The following is a 17,497-nucleotide window of genomic DNA, read 5'->3' on the forward strand; positions in this document are numbered from 1 at the left end:
ATGCGGTTGGCCATATGAAACGGGCCTTTGCAACAGCGGCGGGCGGCAGCCGACACTGCCCCCGCCGCTCGCGATTTCGTCAACGACCACAGGCGATTGCGACCCCGATCGCCGCCGCCATGCAGGTTTGACAAGCTAGATATGCATCACCCCAAAGCCGATGCGCTCGTGGTTGGTGATCGGATGGAAGGCCGATTCGCCATGCGCGGCGACCGCCACCCAATGGCCATCGGCCACCAGCGCCACCTTGAGCTTGAGGTTCGACTCGGCCACGACCGACGAACTCACCCCGTTCAGGCATTCGAGCCCGGCATGGATCACGCCGTGAATCTCGCCCGGGCGATTGCGCACCACCTGCGCATTCAGCGCACAGGCCACGATCGATTTCACGAAGCCCTTCTCGATTTCCGACCGCCGCCCGGTGACATAGGTGATGCCCACCTTCCAGGTCGGGTGGCTCAGGATCTGCTCCTTGATCAGTTCTTCCTCTTCCCGGCTGCTGATCGCCGCCATGATGGCGGCCTTGCCGATACGATCCGCGACAACTTCCATTTTATGTTCCGATCCGACCCGTTTCGCGCCGTTCATAGCGGCAGGCGGGATAGGGCTCAATCGCGATGATCAAGCCGCCGTGCGCCCGTCGGGTCGGTCACGCCGGGTCAGACCGCGTCAGTTGATCCCGATCGAGACCATGAAAGAGGTCGTCTTGCCCTTATCGGCATCGTCGCCCATCTGATAGACGCGGATGCGGTAATCGCCCGATTTCGGCAGCTTGACCCCGGTGGCGTCGAGCCCGTCGACCGAGCCGTTGTAGATCGCCTCGCCGGTGCTGCCGGGCGGCATGATGTTGAAATAGATCGTGCCGTGGCCGTTCGAGGCCCCCGGAATGAGCGACACCGCCATCGTCTGCCCCGCCTTCGCGCCGAGCAGATAATCGACATAGGCATCGCCGACGATCGCGCCATTGATCGCAGCATTGTCGTTGCCGGGTTCGAATTTCACCCGCGAATGGCTTTGCGCCTCGGCCATCGGGGCGGCGAGGGCAAGGCAAAGACCGGCCGCGACAATCAGCGAACGAAGATCAGGCATGGCGAAATCCTTTCGTCTTGGGAGCAGATGAAATCGGCGGGCGCGCACGGCTTTCCCGCGGCGTATCCTTTCCGCTTTCCGCCTCCTTGCCTATCCGCTTTGCGAAACGCCCAGCCCGCCGCCATTCGCATTCCGGCTATTGGCGCGGGGCGCAAGCTGCCAGCCTGCACCGAAAAGCGAGGCAAGGCGGGGGCCGGGATGCGCGGGCGCGGGACGACAGGGCAGAACGGGGGATGGGCGCTGGCTGCGGTGATTTTCTTGTTATTCCTGATGCTTGCGGCACCGCTCCGGGCCGAGGATGCCGCCCTTTTGCCAACGCCCGAAGCGCTGGCCGATATCACCCTGCGCGCCGAGGGGGCGATCCGCGCCGGCACGGTCGAGACGAAAACGCTTGAAGCCTTGCGCCACGATCTGGCGCAGATGCGCGACAGCCTCGCCGACGCGGCGGCACGGGGCGATGTGGCGGTCCGCGCGCTGGCGGCCGAACAGGCGGAACTGCCCCCCGCCCCCGCGAAGGACGCCACCGAACCGGCCCGGATCGCCACCGAGCGCACCCGGCTCGCCGATGCCTTGGCCGAGGCCGACGCCCCGCTTCTGGCGCAGCGGCAGTCTTTGGCCCGGCTCAAGGTGCTGATCGCCGACATCGACGGCCAGCTGCGCGCCCGCCAGCGCGCCGAGGTGCTGACACGCGGGCCGACACCGCTTTTGCCGGGCACCTGGAGCCGCGGTCTGGCGCAGATCGGCACGGTCGTCGGGCAGGAGGTCTCGGATCTGGCGGAATCCGCCGCCATCCCGTCGCGGCAGGCGGCGATGGCGCGCGGGCGGATCGTGGCGGCGCTGCTCTTGCCGCTGTCGATCCTTGGCTGGATCGGCGCCGCGCGCGGGCTCGCCCGGTTTGAACGCCATGAGACCCGGGGCGGGGCTCCCGGCGCGGCACGGGTGGCGCTGGCGATTCTGGCGCGCGGGCTGGTCACCCTTGGCTTTGCGCTGCTGATCGTCTTTGCGCTGGCGCAGCCGTTCCGCTGGCCCGGCCATGAGCCCGAACTGGCGCCGGAACTGCTGACCGCCGCCGTTCTGATCACCGCGGCAAACTGGCTGGCGCATCTGATCTTTGCCCCGGCCGCCGGGCATCGCCGCATCGTCGCCCTGCCTGCCGCCGCCGCCCGGCGCGCGACGCGGCTGTGCGAGGGGCTGGGGCTCGTCGTCGCGCTCGAGATGATGTCCGAGGCCTCGTTGACGCTGACACGGATCGGCGACGCGGGACAGGCGCTGGTCGCGCTGGCGATCATGGCGCTGGCGGCGCCGCTGCTGTGGCAGCTCGGCAGCGTGCTTGGCGCGCTGGCCGGGTCCGAGCTGCGGGTGGTTCTGGCGCGGCTGCTCAAGGTGCTGGCGATCGCCATTCTGGCGGCGGTGATCCTTGGTTACAGCGCGCTGGCGCGGGCGCTGCTGGACCCGCTTCTGGTCTCGCTCTGGCTGATCGGGCTCACTGTGGCGCTGCACCGGCTGGTGATGGGGATGCTGACGCGGCTGGGCCGGATCGTGCGGCCCCGTTTCGAAACCGCCACCGAGACCGTGCCCGAGGCCGACGGCGCCCGGCGCAAGCTGGTCTCGATCGCGGTGGCGGCAGGGCTGGTGCTGGCCTCGGCGCCGCTGCATGCGCTCACCTGGGGCGCGCGCAGCGCCGATCTGCGCGACGGCTTCCTGATGGCGCGCAGCGGCGTCGATCTGGGCGGGGTCCGGCTCTCGCTGACCGGCGTCGCCGTCGTCATCGGCACCTTCGCGCTCGGTCTGATCCTGACGCGCTGGGTGCAGAAACTGCTGCGCGAGGAGGTGCTGCCCAACACCCGTCTGGATCGCGGCGGGCAGATCGCCATCGTCACCGGCTTCGGCTATGGCGGGGTGATCCTGTCGGCGCTGGTCGCCGTCACCGCGGCCGGGATCAATCTGGCAAGCCTCGCCATCGTCGCGGGGGCGCTCTCCGTGGGCCTTGGCTTTGGCCTGCAGGCGATCGTGTCGAATTTCGTCTCGGGCGTGATCCTGCTCGTCGAGCGTCCGATCAAGGAGGGCGATCTCATTCAGGTGGCGGGCAACATGGGCTTCGTGCGCAAGATTTCCGTTCGCGCGACCCGGATCGAGACGCCCGATGGCCATGACCTGATCGTGCCGAATGCCGATCTGATCACCGGGCTCGTGCGCAACATGACGCTGTCCTCGGCCTCGGGCCGGATCGAGCTGCCGGTGGGGGTCGCCTATGGCACCGATCTGACGCGCGCCTGTGCCGTACTGACCGAGCTTGCCCGCGCCCACCCGGAGGTGGTGTCCTATCCCGCCCCGGTCGTGCTGATGACCGGCACGGCGGACAGCAGCCTGACGCTGGAGCTGCGGGTCTTCGTGCGCGACATCGCCCGCGGCGTCTTCGTCAAATCCGAGCTTTACCTGAAGATGGTTCCGGCCCTGAGCGCGGCGGGGATCGAGATCCCCTTCCCCGTGCGCGACCTGCGCCTGCCCGAGGGCGTCACCCTGCCCACCGGACCGGCCTGACCCTATTCGGCCGCGCGCAGCAGCGGCTCGGCCCGTGCGCGGCGCAGGGTTTCGACCGGACGCTCGCCGAAAGCCTGATGGTAGGAGACCGAGAACCGGCTCAGATGCGTGAAGCCTGCATCAAGCGCGATCGCGGTGACCCGCGCGCCGGGCTCCCCCGCCAGAAGCCGCTCTCGCGCTCGGTCAAGCCTGAGCCGCGTCAGCATTTCCCGCGGGGTGAGGCCGTAATGCTGGGCAAAGGCGATCTGCAGACAGCGCATGCCGATGCCCACCCGCGCGGCGATCTCGGTGATCGAGACGTTTTCCTCGGCCTCGGCCTGCATCAGCGCGAAAGCCACTTCGGCCCGCTGCGCCCCGCGCTCGAAGGGGCGCTCGGCTCCCAGACACTCCCGCAGGGCAGTCCCGTCGATTTCAGGAGGAATGTCGACGTACCCCTGCCTCGACAGAGTCCCATGCGCTGGCGGGCCAAGGGCCCGGGAAAATCTGGTCTTCAACACAATCAAACCCCGACACAAGGCCGCCCGGTTTCCCCGAACAGCCCGCCACCCCGACCAAAAGCTGCAGCTTTTCAAAGGAAAACAAAGCTCTGCGAGTCGGTCAATCGGCAAATGGCCGGGACGGCAGCGGATTGGTCGATTTCGCTTCCCCGGCGTCATTTTCGGGCAGGCAGCGGCCTCTGGCGCGGCGCGGCACAGGGAAACCGCGCGGTGCGTCTTCGCATTCCGGATAGCGCCACGGGACGGCCCGGCTAGGCTGACGGCGGCGACAAGACACCGCATGGCAGACCGAATGAGGAGAACGTCATGACGACCCGTATGGCCACGAAGACTGTCACCCTGCTTGTCAGTGCCGCTCTGGCGCTGCAGGTGACCAGCGCCCCGACCCCGGCCCGAGCCGAAATGTCGGATGGCGAAAAGGCGGCGGCGCTGCTGGCGATCATCGGAATCGCGGCTTTGGCGGCGAGCGCGAAACACTATCCCAAGGGATACACGCCGCGCAGCGACCTTGAGAAATCCGAATTCGCGCGCGGATATTCCGACGGGCTGAAGGGGGCCCGGTATTGGGAAGACAACCAGACCATCGGCTATGCAAAAGGCTATCAGGTGGGCGAGGAGCAGCGCGATCGCGACGCACAGGCGCAGCAGGGCCAGACCGGGGCGCCGTTCCTGGCCACCAAGGGCTGCGCCGAGATCGTCGCGCGCAATTTCGGCGTCAACCCGCGCCGCGTGACGCTTGGTCAGGCCCGCCCGAGCAGCAAGCATGTCTGGATGATCGAGGCGGCCGTGGGCCGCGACTACATGACCTGCACGATGCGCGACAGCGGCGAGGTGCTGGATCTGCGCGGCGGCAGGCTCTGACACGCCCCCGCGCGGCGAAAGAGCAGGCGCGAGTGCGCCTGCGGCTCGCGGATTTCGGGAAAGTGAAGCGCGCGGAAGACCTGTAAGCCGGATTTTGTCCGGGGGTTGCCCCCCTGGATGACCATTCCTCTGGGTCTGCGGTCACCCGCAGCCTCAAGCCGCCAACCCGGACACCTCGGGGCGAAGCTCCCCTGCCGTCCCCCGTTTCCGGTTGCGGCGCGGCATCCCTATTCGGCGTTGCTCCCGGTGGGGCTTGCCGTGCCGGTCCTGTTGCCAGTCCCGCGGTGGGCTCTTACCCCACCGTTTCACCCTCACCCCGCAAGCGGGGCAGTCTGTTCTCTGTGGCGCTTTCCCTGGGGTTGCCCCCGCCGGGCGTTACCCGGCACCGTTGCTTCATGGAGTCCGGACTTTCCTCGGCCGCCCAGCTATCCGTAAAACGGAGCTATGGGCCGCCGCGGTCATCCGGTCTTCCGCGCGCCAGAGCCATACGCCGCGCCCGGGGCAAAGGTCAATGGGGGCGCTGCCCCCATACCCCCGAGATATTTGGGGCAAGATAAAGGAGGATCCCGGTTTCGGCTTTTATCTTGCCAAAAATATCTCGGGGGGAGGCGCAGCCGGGGGGCAGAGCCCCCCTCCTCAGCTCGACCGCCAGGCGCCGCCATCCGAGCCGAAGCGCAGCGCCAGATCGTTCAGCATCGCCATGTCGGTGGCATCGAGCGGGCCCGCATGGCGCGGGCGGAAACGAAGTCGAAACGCATCGAGCAGCACCTCGACCGGCGCCTCAGGGTAGCCGAAGGTTTCCGCCAGCGCAAGGAAGGCATCGGGCGTGACCGGCGGCAGGCGCCCCGCGGGCGCGGGCCAGATCGCCAGATCCTGTCGCGCTAGCCGCGCCCAGTCGAAGCGCGGGCCGGGGTCGATCTTGCGGCCGGGGGCACAATCGGAATGGGCGATCACCGCCTCGGGGCCAAGGCCCCAGCGCGCCATGATCTCGGGCAGGAGCCGCTCCAGCGCGGCCATCTGCGGTTCGGGAAAGGGGGCGTCGCCGGTATTCGCCAGTTCGATGCCGATCGAGCGGGAGTTCACATCCTCCTGCCCCATCCAGCCGCCCGCCCGGCGTGCCAGGCGCGCATCGTTTCAGGCACAAGAGCCTCGACCGTGCCATCCTCACCGATCAGCCAATGCGCCGAGACCTCGGCCGCGGGATCGCAGAGCCGCTCACGCGCGAGCGCGCAACTGGTCATCCCGGTGTAATGCAGGACGATCAACTCGGGCTGCGCCCCGCCGCGCCGCTCTCCGAAATTCGGAGAGACGGGCGTTTCGGTCATGGACGCGCCGCCTGGAAGGGCCGCGGGTCCCAGGCGCAGGCAAAGCCGTCGCCATCCGGGTCGAGGTTGCCCGGGTCCTTGACCGGGCCGCCCTTTTCCAGAAACGCGCGCTGCGCCAGATCGGTCGAGACGAATTTCGCGCAGGCCTTCTCGGTCGAGGTCATCTTGAAGCCGTTGCGCTCGTAGACCTTCTGGCCGAGCGTGTTGGTCGCCGACAGCGCATAAGCGGCGAGGTTCGGCCCGGCGGCGCCTGACCCCGTCATGTCGGTGACCGGGGCGGGCTTCGTGCCATCGTAATGCGACATCGCATCCATCGGCACGCCCGGCGCGCGCGGTTGACCATTCACGCCGATATATTCCCCCGTCGCCGGATTGACCGGGGCCGATCCGGGCGTCGAGGGGGCGGTGGCGCGCAGCGCAGCGATCGCCTCGGCGCCGATCGTGCCCTGCGTCGTCTTTGCCGCCGCCGCATCAAGGGCCGCGGTATTGCCGTAGGCTGCGGTCGACTGACCGGCGGGCGGCAGCGCGGTCGAACTGACCGGCGCCCCCTGCAGAGCCGCTTCACGCTGCTGCTGATAGTTGTTGTAGTCGCCAAAGCCCACGCCCGCCGCCGAATTCGGCACCGAGGGCTCGCAAGCCGCCAGTGTCAGCCCCACCAACACGAACCAGCCCGCATTCCGCATCGCCTGTCTCCTTACCACCATTTCGCCGGTTTCGCGGCAAAGCCCGCGGCGTTTTCCAGCACCAGCGCCTGATTGAGCAGATCGCCCTCTTCCCACGGACGGCCGATCAGCTGCAGCCCCATCGGCAGGCCCTTGGCATCGAGCCCGACCGGCACCGAAATCCCCGGCAGACCAGCGAGGTTCACGGTGACGGTGAAGACGTCGTTGAGATACATCTCGACCGGATCGGCATCCTTCATTTCGCCCAGCCCGAAGGCCGAGGAGGGCGTCGCAGGCGTCAGGATCGAATCGATCCCCGCCGCGAAAGCCTGATCGAAGTCCTGCTTGATCAGCGCCCGCACCCGCCGCGCACGGTTGTAATAGGCGTCGTAAAAGCCCGCCGAGAGCACATAGGTGCCGATCATGATGCGGCGCTGCACCTCGGGGCCGAAGCCCTCGGCGCGGGTCTTTTCATACATGTCGACGATGCCCTCGCCCGCCGACAGCTTCGCGCGGTGGCCGTAGCGGACACCATCGTACCGGGCCAGGTTCGAGGAGGCCTCGGCGGGCGCGATGACGTAATAGGCGGGCAGCGCGTATTTCGTATGCGGCAGCGAGATTTCAACGATCTCGGCGCCCGCATCCTTGAGCATCGCGGTGCCGTCGGCCCAGAGCTTTTCGATCTCGGCGGGCATGCCGTCCATGCGGTATTCGCGCGGAATGCCGATCTTCTTGCCGCGGATGTCGCCGGTCAGCGCCGCTTCGAAATCCGGCACCGGAATATCGGCGCAGGTCGAATCCTTGGCGTCGTTCGAGGCCATCGTGCCGAGCATGATCGCCGCATCGCGCACCGATTTCGTCATCGGCCCGGCCTGATCGAGCGACGACGCAAAGGCGACGACGCCCCAGCGCGAAACGCGGCCATAGGTCGGCTTGATGCCGACGATGCCGGTGAAGGCGGCGGGCTGGCGGATCGAACCGCCGGTGTCGGTGCCGGTCGCGGCAAGGCACAGATCGGCAGCGACGGCTGCGGCCGAGCCACCGGAAGACCCGCCCGGCGTCAGTTGCCGGTCATCGACCTTCCACGGGCTCACCACCGGGCCGTAGCAGGCGGTTTCGTTGCTCGACCCCATGGCGAATTCGTCCATGGACAGCTTGCCCAGCATCACCGCGCCCGCATCCCAGAGGTTCTGCGTCACGGTCGATTCATATTCCGGCTTGAAGCCCTCGAGAATGCGCGAAGCGGCCTGCGACGCGACGCCCTTGGTGCAGAACAGATCCTTGATGCCGAGCGGAATCCCGCACATCGCGGGGGCATCGCCCGCCTTGATCCGGGCATCGGCGGCTTTCGCCTGCGCCAGCGCGATCTCGGGCGTCTTGGCGCAGAAGGCATTCAGCGCGCCCGCGGCGTCGATTTCCGCAAGGCAGGCCTCAGTGATCTCGACCGAGGTCACTTCGCCCTTTTTCAGCGCATCGCGCGCGGCGGCGATCGTCAGTTTGTTCAGGCTCATTCGACCACCTTCGGCACGGCAAAGAAGCCCTCGCGGGCATCGGGGGCGTTCTTCAGCACGGCGTCGGGATAGTTCCCGTCCGTCACCACATCGGTGCGCCGTTTCAGCCGCATCGGCGTGACCGAGGTCATCGGCTCGATGCCGTCCACGTTCACTTCGTTGAGCTGTTCCATGAAGGTCAGAATGCCCGAGAGCTGCTCGGCCAGTTTCGGCAGGTCGGTTTCGGCCACGCGAATGCGCGCCAGATGCGCCACCTTGCGGGCGGTGTCGATGTCGATGGACATGGGTGACTCCGGTTGACTTGGGCCGGGTTTAGCGTCCGGGGGCGGGTGATTCAAGCGCCGCTTCCCTTTCGGGCCGCCTGCGCTAGACTTTGCGCGGAAAATGGGAGGAGCGGCATGAAACTGACATGGCTTGGGCATTCCGGGTTTCGGCTGGACATCGAAAGCGCGGTGATCCTGATCGACCCGTGGCTGAGCGGCAATCCGATGTTCCCGATGGCGCGCCGCGCCGAGGCGCTGGCGGGCGCGACGCATATTCTTCTGACGCATGGGCATGGCGATCATTCGGCCGACACTCTGGCGCTGGCGCGGGAATTGGGCGTTCCGGTCGTCGGGATCTATGACACGATCAGCCATTGGGAAGCGGCCGAGGGGATCGCGGGCGTCGGCTTCAACAAGGGCGGCACGGTCGATCTGGGGGGCGCCAAGGTGACGATGGTGCCCGCCTCGCATTCCTCCTCGATGAGCGGCCCGAATGGTCCGATCTATACCGGGACCGAGTCGGGCTACATGATCGCGGGGGAAGGCCGGATGATCTATGTCTCGGGCGACACCGGGATTTCGGCGGAGATGGGCTGGATGGGCGAGTATTTCCGCCCCGACATCGGGATCCTGTCCGCGGGCGGGCATTTCACCATGGACATGAAGGCCGCCGCCTGGGCCGCGAAGAAGTATTTCGATTTCAAGGTGGTGGTGCCCTGCCACTACCGCACCTTCCCGTTGCTGGAGCAATCCGCGAAGGTGCTGGCCGATGGCTTGCCCGGCGTGCAGGTGATCGAGCCCGAGGTGATGGTGTCGATCGCGCTTTGACCGGGACGATTTGACCGAGGCCATCGCCGAGGTCACGCGCCACATCGGCCCCCTGACCGCCGGGGGCCCAAAGGCCCTCGGCCTGCGCCCGCCCCGCCATCGGCGGGCGCATTCGCGCCGCCGGGGCAGGCGCCGGCCTCTCGCGTGCTTGGGGAAATGGTCTTGCAAACCGCGTTGCCCTGTCGGGCGGGGAAAAGCGGTGCTTTTCCTGATCCGCCCGAAACCGCGACGAACAGGAGAGCACAGCCCGCTTGCAAGCCATCGCATCCGCCTCTATATGAGCCCTTGAGAGGTTGGCGCGGGCGAGCGCCTCGCCAACCCGGTCAGGTCCGGAAGGAAGCAGCCGCAACGAGCCCCGCTTGGGTCGATGTCCAGCCTCTCACCCCTCCCCCCTTCGAAGCCCCACCCGACCAAGGGATCGGTTTGACTTGCGCGCCCCCGCGCGTAAAGTGGCGCCGAACCGAGGAGACCCCATGACCGACGCCGACAGCCCCGCCGCGACCTCTTCGGGCTATCAGGTCCTTGCCCGCAAATACCGCCCCGCCACCTTCGCCGACCTGATCGGGCAAGAGGCGATGGTGCGCACGCTGAAGAACGCCTTCGCGGCGTCGCGGATCGCGCAGGCCTTCATCATGACCGGCATCCGCGGCACCGGCAAAACCACCACCGCGCGGATCATCGCCAAGGGGCTGAACTGCATCGGCCCCGATGGCACCGGCCAGCCCACGACCGAGCCCTGCCTCGTCTGCGAACATTGCCGCGCCATCGCCGAGGGCCGTCATGTCGACGTGCTGGAGATGGACGCCGCCTCGCGCACCGGGGTCGGCGATATCCGCGAAATCATCGAAAGCGTGAACTACCGGGCGGCCTCGGCGCGCTACAAGGTCTATATCATCGACGAAGTGCACATGCTGTCGACCTCGGCCTTCAACGCGCTCTTGAAAACGCTCGAAGAACCGCCCGCGCATGTGAAATTCATCTTCGCCACCACCGAGATCCGCAAGGTTCCGGTCACGGTCCTGTCGCGCTGCCAACGCTTTGACCTCCGCCGGATCGAGCCCGAGGTGATGATCAACCACCTCTCGAAAGTGGCGACCAAGGAAAACGCGCAAATCGCCGAAGACGCGCTGGCGCTGATCACGCGCGCGGCCGAAGGCTCGGTCCGCGATGCGATGTCGCTGCTTGATCAGGCGATCAGCCACGGCGCGGGGGAAACGACGGCCGATCAGGTCCGCGCGATGCTCGGCCTTGCCGACCGCGCCCGGGTGCTCGATCTCTTCGACATGATCCTCAAGGGCGATGCGGCCGCCGCGCTGACCGAACTTGGCGCGCAATACAGTGACGGCGCCGATCCGATGGCGGTGCTGCGCGATCTGGCCGAGATCACGCATTGGGTGTCCGTCATCAAGATCACGCCGGAGGCCGCCGAAGACCCGACCGTTCCGCCCGAGGAACGCACCCGCGGTCAGGCGCTGGCGCAGGCGATCCCGATGCGAGTGCTGTCGCGCCTCTGGCAGATGCTCTTGAAGGCGATCGAGGAAGTGTCCTCGGCGCCGAATGCGATGATGGCGGCGGAAATGGCGCTTATCCGGTTGACCCATGTCGCCGACCTGCCCGACCCCGAAACGCTGATGCGCAAGGTGATGGCGGGCCCCGGCGCCTCGGGCGGGCATGGCCCGTCGCAAGGCGGTGGGGGGGGTGGCGGTCCGCGCGCGGAAGCCACGACGCGGCACATGCTGGGCGGGCGGCCGCTTTCGACGCAAGGCTCGGCGGCGCTGGCGGTCTCGCCCGCGGCTTCGGCCTTGGCGAAATACGCGCGGTTTGAGGATGTCGTGGCGCTGATCGGCCGGATGCGCGACGTGAAGCTTTTGGTCGAGGTCGAAAAGGGCGTGCGGCTGGTGCATTACGCGCCGGGCCGGATCGAATTCGAGCCCGCGCCGGGGGCGCCGCGCGATCTGGCGCAAACCCTGGCCCAGCGGCTGCAAGGCTGGACCGGCGCACGCTGGGGCGTTTCGGTCGTCTCCGAAGGCGGCGCCGCCACGATCGACGAGACGCGCAATGCCGCGACGCTCGCCGCCGAAGCCGAGGCACTGGCAGAAAACCGCGTCGTGCAGGCGATCTTCGCCGCCTTCCCGCAGGCCAAGTTCGAAGAAATCGTGCTCTCCGACGCGCTTGAGGCCGAACAGGCCGCCGAGGCCCTGCCCGAGGTCGAGGACGAATGGGACCCGTTCGAGGACGGCTGACCCCCTGCGGCGCCGACTGCCTTGCCCCGACGGCGGGCGATGCTTATCTGTGACCCGCGAAACCGATCGGAGGACCACGATGTTCAAGGGACTGGGGCAGCTTGGCGACATGGCCAAGATGATGAAGGCGGCCAAGGAAATGCAGGAGCGCATGCTGACCCTGCAGGAAGATCTGGGCCGGATGATCGTCATTGGCGAAGCGGGCGGCGGTCTGGTCAAGGCCCGCGTCACCGCCAAGGGCGAGCTGACGGGGCTCGAAATCGACCCGACGATCCTTGTCGCTTCGGAAAAGGAAGTGGTCGAGGATCTGATCGTCGCCGCGGTGAAAGACGCGCAGGCGCGCGCGCAGGACAAGGCAGGCGAGGAACAGCGCAAGCTGATGACCGAGCTTGGTCTGCCCGCCGACATGGGCCTGCCCGGCTGAGATGAGCGGCCCCCGCGACGAGATCGAGGCGCTGATCGCGCTGATGGCGCGACTGCCGGGGCTTGGCCCCCGCTCGGCCCGTCGCGCGGTGCTGCATCTTCTGCGCAAACGTGAGGGGCAGATGGCGCCCCTTGCGGCGGCTCTCGCTCGGGTGGCCGAAGCCGCCCGCGACTGCCCCCGCTGCGGCAATATCGCGGTCGGCGCCACCTGCGAGATCTGCGACAGCCCCGCCCGAGCCACCGGCGAGATCTGCGTCGTCGAGGATGTGGCCGACCTCTGGGCGATGGAACGCGGCGGCGCCTTCAAGGGCCGCTATCATGTGCTGGGCGGCACGCTCTCTGCCCTTGACGCGATCGGCCCCGAGGAATTGCGCATCCCGCACCTTATCGCCCGTGTCCGCGACGAAGCGGTGGGCGAGGTGATCCTTGCGCTGAATGCCACGGTCGAGGGGCAGACGACCGCCCATTACATCGCCGAGGCGCTGGAGGGCACGGGGGCACGCGTAACCTCGCTTGCCCAGGGCGTGCCGATCGGGGGCGAGCTGGATTATCTCGACGACGGCACGATCTCGGCGGCCTTGCGGGCAAGGCGGGCCCTCTGATGGGCACGAGCGCGGAAACGGTTGCGTTCTTTCTGGAACAGCTCGAGGGCCGCGACGTCAGCGCGCGCAAGATGTTCGGCGAATACGGCATCTATGCCGCGGGCAAGATGGTGGCGCTGATCTGCGACGACACCCTGTTTGTGCGCCCGATCCCCGAGGCCGCGACCTATCTTGGCACCCCGGTCGAAGGCCTGCCCTACCCCGGCGCGAAACCACATTACCGCATCGAGGCCGACCTGTGGGAAGACGCCGACTGGCTTTGGGGCCTGATCGCGTTGATGGCGCGCACACTTCCGGAACCCAAGCCGAAAGCGCGTAAACCCGCTAAACCAAAGGGTCATGGTTAAGCCATCCTCAAGAAGCATTGATCCCACCCCCGCCCGGGTCTATCAGGGGGAAAAGCTTGCTGCGGGTGTTGCCGATGAACCGCCTTTATCACGTTGCTCTCTCGCCCTTTTGCCGCAAGGTGCGGCTGACCTTGGCGGAAAAACGCATCGAGGTCGAACTGGTCGAAGAGCGTTACTGGGAAAAAAGCACCGACTTCCTGCGCCGCAACCCGGCCGGGAAAGTGCCTGTGCTGCGCTATGACAACCGGCTGTTTTCGGAAAGTCAGGCGATCTGCGAATATCTCGACGAGGTCGTTCCGACGCCCTCGCTGATGCCGCGCGACGCCGATGCGCGCTACGAGGTCCGCCGCCTCTGCACCTGGTTCGATGACAAGTTCAACACCGAGGTCACCGCCAAGGTGATGGGCGAACGGGTCTGGAAAAAGGTGCAGAAAAAGGGCTATCCGGACAGCAAGACGGTCAAGGAAGGCCTTGGCGCGATCAAATATCACATCGATTACATGGCCTGGCTGCTCGATAGCCGCCGCTGGCTGGCGGGCGACGTGATGACGCTGGCCGATTTCGCCGCCGCCGCGCATCTGAGCTGCCTTGACTATATTTCGGACGTGGACTGGCACCGCTCGGAAGCGGTCAAGGAATGGTATGCGAAAATCAAGTCGCGCCCGGCCTTCCGCTCGCTTCTGGCCGATCAGCTGCCCGGCGTGCCGCCCTCGCCGCAATATGCCGAGCTTGATTTCTGAGACCGGAGAGGGGGGCTCTGCCCCCCGTCCGCAAGCGGACTCCCCCCGAGATATTTGCGGCAAGATAAATCATAACCCATTTATCTTGCCACAAATATCTCGGGGGTGAATTTGCCGTCAGGCAAAGAGGGGGCAGCGCCCCCTGCCCCGGCTCATGGAGGCGCATCTGGAGACGTTGAAGACCCGCCTGTTCGAGGAAGCGCTTGCGGTCGGCTTTGCGAAAGCCCGCATCACCCGTCCCGACGCCTGCCCCGATCTGCCAGAGCGGCTGTCCGCCTTTGTCGCGGCCGGGTATCACGGGCAGATGGGCTGGATGGCCGAACGCATGGCGTGGCGGGGGAACCCGGCCGCGCTTTGGCCCGAGGCGCGCTCGGTCATAATGCTCGCCGAAAGCTACAGCCCCGAGGTCGATCCGCGGGACGCGACGGCGCAGCCCGAGTGCGGCGCGATCTCGGTTTACGCGCAGGGCAAGGATTACCACGATCTGGTGAAGCGGCGACTGAAGCGGCTCGGGCGCTGGCTGATCGAGCAATCGCCTTGCGAGATCAAGGTCTTCGTCGACACGGCTCCGGTGATGGAAAAGCCGCTCGCGCAGGCGGCAGGGCTCGGTTGGCAGGGCAAGCACACCAATCTTTTGGCACGTGACCTGGGCAACTGGGTGTTTCTGGGCGCGATCTTCACCACGCTCGAGCTTCCCCCCGACGCGCCCGAGATCAGCCATTGCGGCAGCTGCACCGCCTGTCTTGACGCCTGCCCGACCGGGGCCTTCCCGGCGCCCTACCGGCTCGATGCGCGGCGCTGCATTTCCTACCTGACGATCGAGCACAAGGGCCCGGTCGATCCCGCATTGCGCCCGGGACTCGGCAACCGGATCTATGGCTGCGACGATTGTCTGGCCGCCTGCCCGTGGAACAAATTCGCCGTCGCCGCGCAGGACATCGGCTATGCCGCGAAACAGGGCACGCCGGAGTTGACCGAGATCCTGGCGCTCGACGATGCCGCCTTTCGCGCGCGCTTCGCGGGCAGCCCGGTCAAGCGCATCGGCCGCGACCGGATGATCCGTAACGCCCTTTATGCACTCGGAAATTCCGGCCGTCCCGATCTGGCCGAGGCCGCCCGCCCGCATCTGACCGACCCCGATCCCGCCGTGGCCGAGGCGGCCGCCTGGGCGCTGGCCCGTCTCGCCCTTTGACTCTTTCCTTCGCGGATCAAAGGCGTAAGGTGGCCGCATGTCTGCCCCCTCGCCTGCCGCCAGCCTGCACCCGAACCCGGTCACCGGGATTGCCCTGAAAATCCTCTCGGTTCTTGTCTTCATCGCCATGTCGACGGTGATCAAGGTGCTGGCGCCGCATATTCCGCCCGGCGAAACCGTCTTCTTCCGCTCCTTCTTCGCCATTCCGGTCATTTTGGCGTGGCTGGTGTGGCGGCGCGAGCTTTCGGTCGGGCTGAAGGTGCGCGCGCCGATGGGCCATGTCTGGCGCGGTGTTGCGGGCACCTCGGCGATGGGGCTTGGCTTTGCGGGCCTCGCCTTCCTGCCGCTGCCCGAGGTCACGGCGCTCGGCTATGCCGCGCCGCTGCTGACGGTGATTTTCGCCGCGATGTTTCTGGGCGAGGAGGTCCGGGCTTTTCGCCTTTCTGCCGTCGCGTTGGGGCTCGTCGGCGTGCTGATCGTGCTCTGGCCGCGGCTGGGCAGCTTCGAGGGGGCCAATCCGACCGCCACCCTTGGCGCGATGCTGGTGATCATGGGCGCGACCTTTGCCGCGCTCGCGCAGGTCTTCATCCGCAAGATGGTCGCGACCGAGCGCACCTCGGCCATCGTGTTCTGGTTTTCCGTCACCTCGGCGACGCTGTCGCTGATTTCGGTGCCCTTCGGCTGGGTCGCCCCCTCGCCCTACGAGGCGACACTTCTGATTTCCTGCGGGTTTCTGGGCGGGCTCGGGCAGATCCTGCTGACATCGTCCTATCGCTTTGCCGATGCCTCGATCGTGGCCCCGTTCGAATATGTGTCGATGCTCTTCGCGCTCGGCATCGGCTACTGGATGTTTGCCGAAGTGCCGACCCTCTGGATGCTGGGCGGGGCGGGCCTGATCATTGCCGCAGGCGTGATGATCATCTGGCGCGAACATGCGCTGGGGCTCGAACGACAACGGGCGCGCAAGGCCGTGACCCCGCAAGGCTGAATTTTGCCGGAAATGATCCTGAGCAAAGACTCGGCCCCGATTCTGTGCTAGTCTTTTCCCAGATGAAGCGAAGGAGGCTCACATGACCCGTTCCATCATCGACCATGCCGAACAAGCGGCCGAAGGCGCGCGGATGCGGCAATTCCTCGAAATCGATCGGCGTGGCGGCGTGCATCCGGCTGTGGATGCGCTGGTGCGACGTCCGGCGGAACGCTCGGAAGCTAAGGTCCGGGAATTCCTGCGCATCGATCGCGAGGAAGCCCGGAGGGACGAGTGAACCGGACCTCCTGACACCCGGGGGCCGCAGCGGTGACGGGCATGTCTCCGGCGTGCCACCGTAGCGGCGTCGTGAAAAAGACCAAGGCGGGCCGTGAGCAGACGGCCCGCCTTGGTCTTTTCGGGGTGTCGCGTTTCCGCCCCCAAGGGTGCCCCGACCGCGGACAAGCCGCGGCCGGGGTTTGATCGTTCAGGCCCGCACCAGCTTCTCGTAGCTTTCCGAGATGTCGCGGGTCAGCGCGCCGACTTCGAAATTGAAATCGCCGATCTGGCCCACCGGGGTCACCTCGGCCGCGGTGCCGGTCAGCCAGCACTGCTCGAAGCCCGCCAGTTCCACCGGCTCGATGTGACGCTCGTGCACGGTGATGCCCTTGCCCTTCAGCATCTCGATCACCGTCTGACGGGTCAGACCGTTCAGGAAGCAATCCGGCAGCGGCGTATGCACTTCGCCGTCCTTGACGAAGAACACGTTCGCGCCGGTCGCCTCGGCCACATAGCCGCGATAATCCATCATCAGCGCATCCGAGCAGCCCTTGGCCTCGGCCGCGTGTTTCGACATCGTGCAGATCATGTAAAGACCTGCGGCCTTGGCGGCCGAGGGGATCGTCTTCGGATCGGGGCGGCGCCATTTCGAGATGTCGAGCTTGGCGCCCTTCATCTTCGCATCGCCGTAGTAGTTGCCCCATTCCCAGCCGGCGATCGCCAGACGCACCGGGTTGCGACGCGCCGAAACGCCCATGTCATCGCCCGCACCGCGCCAGGCGATGGCGCGCACATAGGCGTCCTTCCAGCCGTTCGCGGCCAGCATCGCGTATTTCGCCGCCTCGATCTCTTCGACGCTGTAGGGGATCTCGAAATCCAGCAGTTCCGCCGATTTGCGCAGCCGCTTCGAATGCTCGACGCCCTTGAAGATCTTGCCGTTGTAGCAGCGCTCGCCCTCGAAGACCGAGGAGGCATAGTGCAGCGCATGGGTCAGGATGTGGACCTTGGCATCGCGCCAGTCGACCAGTTTCCCGTCCATCCAGATCTTGCCGTCACGATCGTCGTAAGCCCCGGCCATCACGCCCTCCTTGGCTGCTTCGTTTTCACTAATTGCGCAAGGTCGGTCC

General features: G+C 66.8%; 18 protein-coding genes, 2 other RNA genes and 1 pseudogene. 12 read left to right on the plus strand and 9 right to left on the minus strand.

Annotated elements, in window-relative coordinates:
- Positions 1–135: 135 nt before the first annotated feature.
- Positions 136–552 (minus strand): HutP family protein, encoded by a 417-nt coding sequence (locus C8J30_RS12755; RefSeq protein ID WP_110806324.1) that lies wholly within the window; start codon positions 550–552, stop codon positions 136–138.
- Positions 553–669: 117 nt separating this feature from the next.
- Positions 670–1,089, minus strand: a complete 420-nt coding sequence (locus C8J30_RS12760) for a hypothetical protein (RefSeq protein WP_110806325.1) — start codon at positions 1,087–1,089, stop codon at positions 670–672.
- Positions 1,090–1,347: 258 nt separating this feature from the next.
- On the opposite strand from C8J30_RS12760, the gene C8J30_RS12765 reads away from it, so the two are divergent.
- On the plus strand, positions 1,348–3,630 hold the full coding sequence (locus C8J30_RS12765) for a DUF3772 domain-containing protein (protein ID WP_181420870.1): 2,283 nt from the start codon (positions 1,348–1,350) through the stop codon (positions 3,628–3,630).
- Between the two features lie 2 nt (positions 3,631–3,632).
- Here C8J30_RS12765 and C8J30_RS18665 read toward each other — a convergent pair whose 3' ends face one another.
- Entirely contained in the window at positions 3,633–3,968 is a 336-nt protein-coding gene (locus tag C8J30_RS18665) for a helix-turn-helix domain-containing protein (protein ID WP_181420871.1), read from the minus strand.
- Between the two features lie 465 nt (positions 3,969–4,433).
- Between C8J30_RS18665 and C8J30_RS12775 the strand changes: the two genes are divergently transcribed.
- Positions 4,434–4,988, plus strand: a complete 555-nt coding sequence (locus C8J30_RS12775; RefSeq protein ID WP_220033726.1) for a hypothetical protein — start codon at positions 4,434–4,436, stop codon at positions 4,986–4,988.
- Positions 4,989–5,055: 67 nt separating this feature from the next.
- Here the strand turns inward: C8J30_RS12775 and rnpB are convergent.
- From rnpB to gatC, 5 genes and pseudogenes are all read right to left on the minus strand, one after another.
- Positions 5,056–5,462, minus strand: an RNA gene (gene rnpB / locus C8J30_RS12780) — RNase P RNA component class A.
- A gap of 162 nt (positions 5,463–5,624) precedes the next feature.
- A pseudogene (locus C8J30_RS12785) lies at positions 5,625–6,313 on the minus strand (N-acetylmuramoyl-L-alanine amidase).
- Positions 6,310–6,996, minus strand: coding sequence for a hypothetical protein (locus C8J30_RS12790; RefSeq protein ID WP_110806242.1), 687 nt, complete (start codon positions 6,994–6,996; stop codon positions 6,310–6,312). The pseudogene C8J30_RS12785 and the gene C8J30_RS12790 overlap by 4 nt, the downstream one beginning before the upstream one ends.
- Before the next feature lie 11 nt (positions 6,997–7,007).
- Complete coding sequence (gene gatA, locus C8J30_RS12795; protein WP_110806243.1) at positions 7,008–8,486, minus strand: Asp-tRNA(Asn)/Glu-tRNA(Gln) amidotransferase subunit GatA; 1,479 nt, start codon at positions 8,484–8,486, stop codon at positions 7,008–7,010.
- Entirely contained in the window at positions 8,483–8,770 is a 288-nt protein-coding gene (gene gatC, locus C8J30_RS12800; RefSeq protein ID WP_110806244.1) for an Asp-tRNA(Asn)/Glu-tRNA(Gln) amidotransferase subunit GatC, read from the minus strand. Before gatC ends, gatA begins: the two co-directional genes overlap by 4 nt.
- A 114-nt stretch (positions 8,771–8,884) precedes the next feature.
- Here gatC and C8J30_RS12805 point away from each other — a divergent pair, with 114 nt between their 5' ends.
- The 10 genes from C8J30_RS12805 (at position 8,885) to C8J30_RS12850 (ending at position 16,389) form a co-directional block, all read left to right on the plus strand.
- A complete protein-coding gene (locus C8J30_RS12805; RefSeq protein WP_110806245.1) occupies positions 8,885–9,577 on the plus strand; it encodes a metal-dependent hydrolase in 693 nt (230 codons plus the stop codon).
- 286 nt (positions 9,578–9,863) lie between these two features.
- An RNA gene (gene ffs, locus C8J30_RS12810) (signal recognition particle sRNA small type) lies at positions 9,864–9,962 on the plus strand.
- 88 nt (positions 9,963–10,050) lie between these two features.
- Entirely contained in the window at positions 10,051–11,820 is a 1,770-nt protein-coding gene (locus C8J30_RS12815; RefSeq protein WP_110806246.1) for a DNA polymerase III subunit gamma/tau, read from the plus strand.
- A gap of 79 nt (positions 11,821–11,899) precedes the next feature.
- Entirely contained in the window at positions 11,900–12,244 is a 345-nt protein-coding gene (locus C8J30_RS12820; RefSeq protein ID WP_110806247.1) for a YbaB/EbfC family nucleoid-associated protein, read from the plus strand.
- Position 12,245: 1 nt separating this feature from the next.
- The gene (gene recR, locus C8J30_RS12825; protein ID WP_110806248.1) at positions 12,246–12,845 is read left to right on the plus strand and encodes a recombination mediator RecR; all 600 of its coding nucleotides are present in this window, start codon (positions 12,246–12,248) and stop codon (positions 12,843–12,845) included.
- A complete protein-coding gene (locus tag C8J30_RS12830; protein ID WP_110806249.1) occupies positions 12,845–13,192 on the plus strand; it encodes a TfoX/Sxy family protein in 348 nt (115 codons plus the stop codon). Before recR ends, C8J30_RS12830 begins: the two co-directional genes overlap by 1 nt.
- A gap of 74 nt (positions 13,193–13,266) precedes the next feature.
- Positions 13,267–13,932 carry an FtsZ-binding protein FzlA gene (gene fzlA, locus C8J30_RS12835; protein WP_110806250.1) on the plus strand — a complete coding sequence of 222 codons (666 nt, stop codon included), beginning with the start codon at positions 13,267–13,269 and terminating at the stop codon, positions 13,930–13,932.
- Between the two features lie 154 nt (positions 13,933–14,086).
- On the plus strand, positions 14,087–15,124 hold the full coding sequence (queG, locus tag C8J30_RS12840; RefSeq protein WP_110806251.1) for a tRNA epoxyqueuosine(34) reductase QueG: 1,038 nt from the start codon (positions 14,087–14,089) through the stop codon (positions 15,122–15,124).
- Between the two features lie 37 nt (positions 15,125–15,161).
- The gene (locus C8J30_RS12845; RefSeq protein WP_110806252.1) at positions 15,162–16,112 is read left to right on the plus strand and encodes a DMT family transporter; all 951 of its coding nucleotides are present in this window, start codon (positions 15,162–15,164) and stop codon (positions 16,110–16,112) included.
- An 82-nt stretch (positions 16,113–16,194) separates the two neighbouring features.
- Positions 16,195–16,389, plus strand: coding sequence for a hypothetical protein (locus tag C8J30_RS12850; RefSeq protein ID WP_110806253.1), 195 nt, complete (start codon positions 16,195–16,197; stop codon positions 16,387–16,389).
- A 189-nt stretch (positions 16,390–16,578) separates the two neighbouring features.
- Here C8J30_RS12850 and C8J30_RS12855 read toward each other — a convergent pair whose 3' ends face one another.
- A complete protein-coding gene (locus C8J30_RS12855; RefSeq protein ID WP_110806254.1) occupies positions 16,579–17,448 on the minus strand; it encodes a branched-chain amino acid aminotransferase in 870 nt (289 codons plus the stop codon).
- Between the last annotated feature and the right edge of the window lie 49 nt (positions 17,449–17,497).

Origin of the sequence: Rhodobacter viridis (genome assembly GCF_003217355.1) — a bacterium.
GTDB lineage: Bacteria > Pseudomonadota > Alphaproteobacteria > Rhodobacterales > Rhodobacteraceae > Rhodobacter > Rhodobacter viridis.

Coding starts and splice junctions, on each gene's coding strand:
- C8J30_RS12755 (WP_110806324.1), bottom strand. CDS start 552: ATGGAAGTTGTCGCGGATCGTATCGGCAAGGCCGCCATCATGGCGGCG.
- C8J30_RS12760 (WP_110806325.1), bottom strand. CDS start 1,089: ATGCCTGATCTTCGTTCGCTGATTGTCGCGGCCGGTCTTTGCCTTGCC.
- C8J30_RS12775 (WP_220033726.1), top strand. CDS start 4,434: ATGACGACCCGTATGGCCACGAAGACTGTCACCCTGCTTGTCAGTGCC.
- C8J30_RS12790 (WP_110806242.1), bottom strand. CDS start 6,996: ATGCGGAATGCGGGCTGGTTCGTGTTGGTGGGGCTGACACTGGCGGCT.
- gatA (WP_110806243.1), bottom strand. CDS start 8,486: ATGAGCCTGAACAAACTGACGATCGCCGCCGCGCGCGATGCGCTGAAA.
- gatC (WP_110806244.1), bottom strand. CDS start 8,770: ATGTCCATCGACATCGACACCGCCCGCAAGGTGGCGCATCTGGCGCGC.
- C8J30_RS12805 (WP_110806245.1), top strand. CDS start 8,885: ATGAAACTGACATGGCTTGGGCATTCCGGGTTTCGGCTGGACATCGAA.
- C8J30_RS12815 (WP_110806246.1), top strand. CDS start 10,051: ATGACCGACGCCGACAGCCCCGCCGCGACCTCTTCGGGCTATCAGGTC.
- C8J30_RS12820 (WP_110806247.1), top strand. CDS start 11,900: ATGTTCAAGGGACTGGGGCAGCTTGGCGACATGGCCAAGATGATGAAG.
- recR (WP_110806248.1), top strand. CDS start 12,246: ATGAGCGGCCCCCGCGACGAGATCGAGGCGCTGATCGCGCTGATGGCG.
- C8J30_RS12830 (WP_110806249.1), top strand. CDS start 12,845: ATGGGCACGAGCGCGGAAACGGTTGCGTTCTTTCTGGAACAGCTCGAG.
- fzlA (WP_110806250.1), top strand. CDS start 13,267: ATGAACCGCCTTTATCACGTTGCTCTCTCGCCCTTTTGCCGCAAGGTG.
- queG (WP_110806251.1), top strand. CDS start 14,087: ATGGAGGCGCATCTGGAGACGTTGAAGACCCGCCTGTTCGAGGAAGCG.
- C8J30_RS12845 (WP_110806252.1), top strand. CDS start 15,162: ATGTCTGCCCCCTCGCCTGCCGCCAGCCTGCACCCGAACCCGGTCACC.
- C8J30_RS12850 (WP_110806253.1), top strand. CDS start 16,195: ATGACCCGTTCCATCATCGACCATGCCGAACAAGCGGCCGAAGGCGCG.
- C8J30_RS12855 (WP_110806254.1), bottom strand. CDS start 17,448: ATGGCCGGGGCTTACGACGATCGTGACGGCAAGATCTGGATGGACGGG.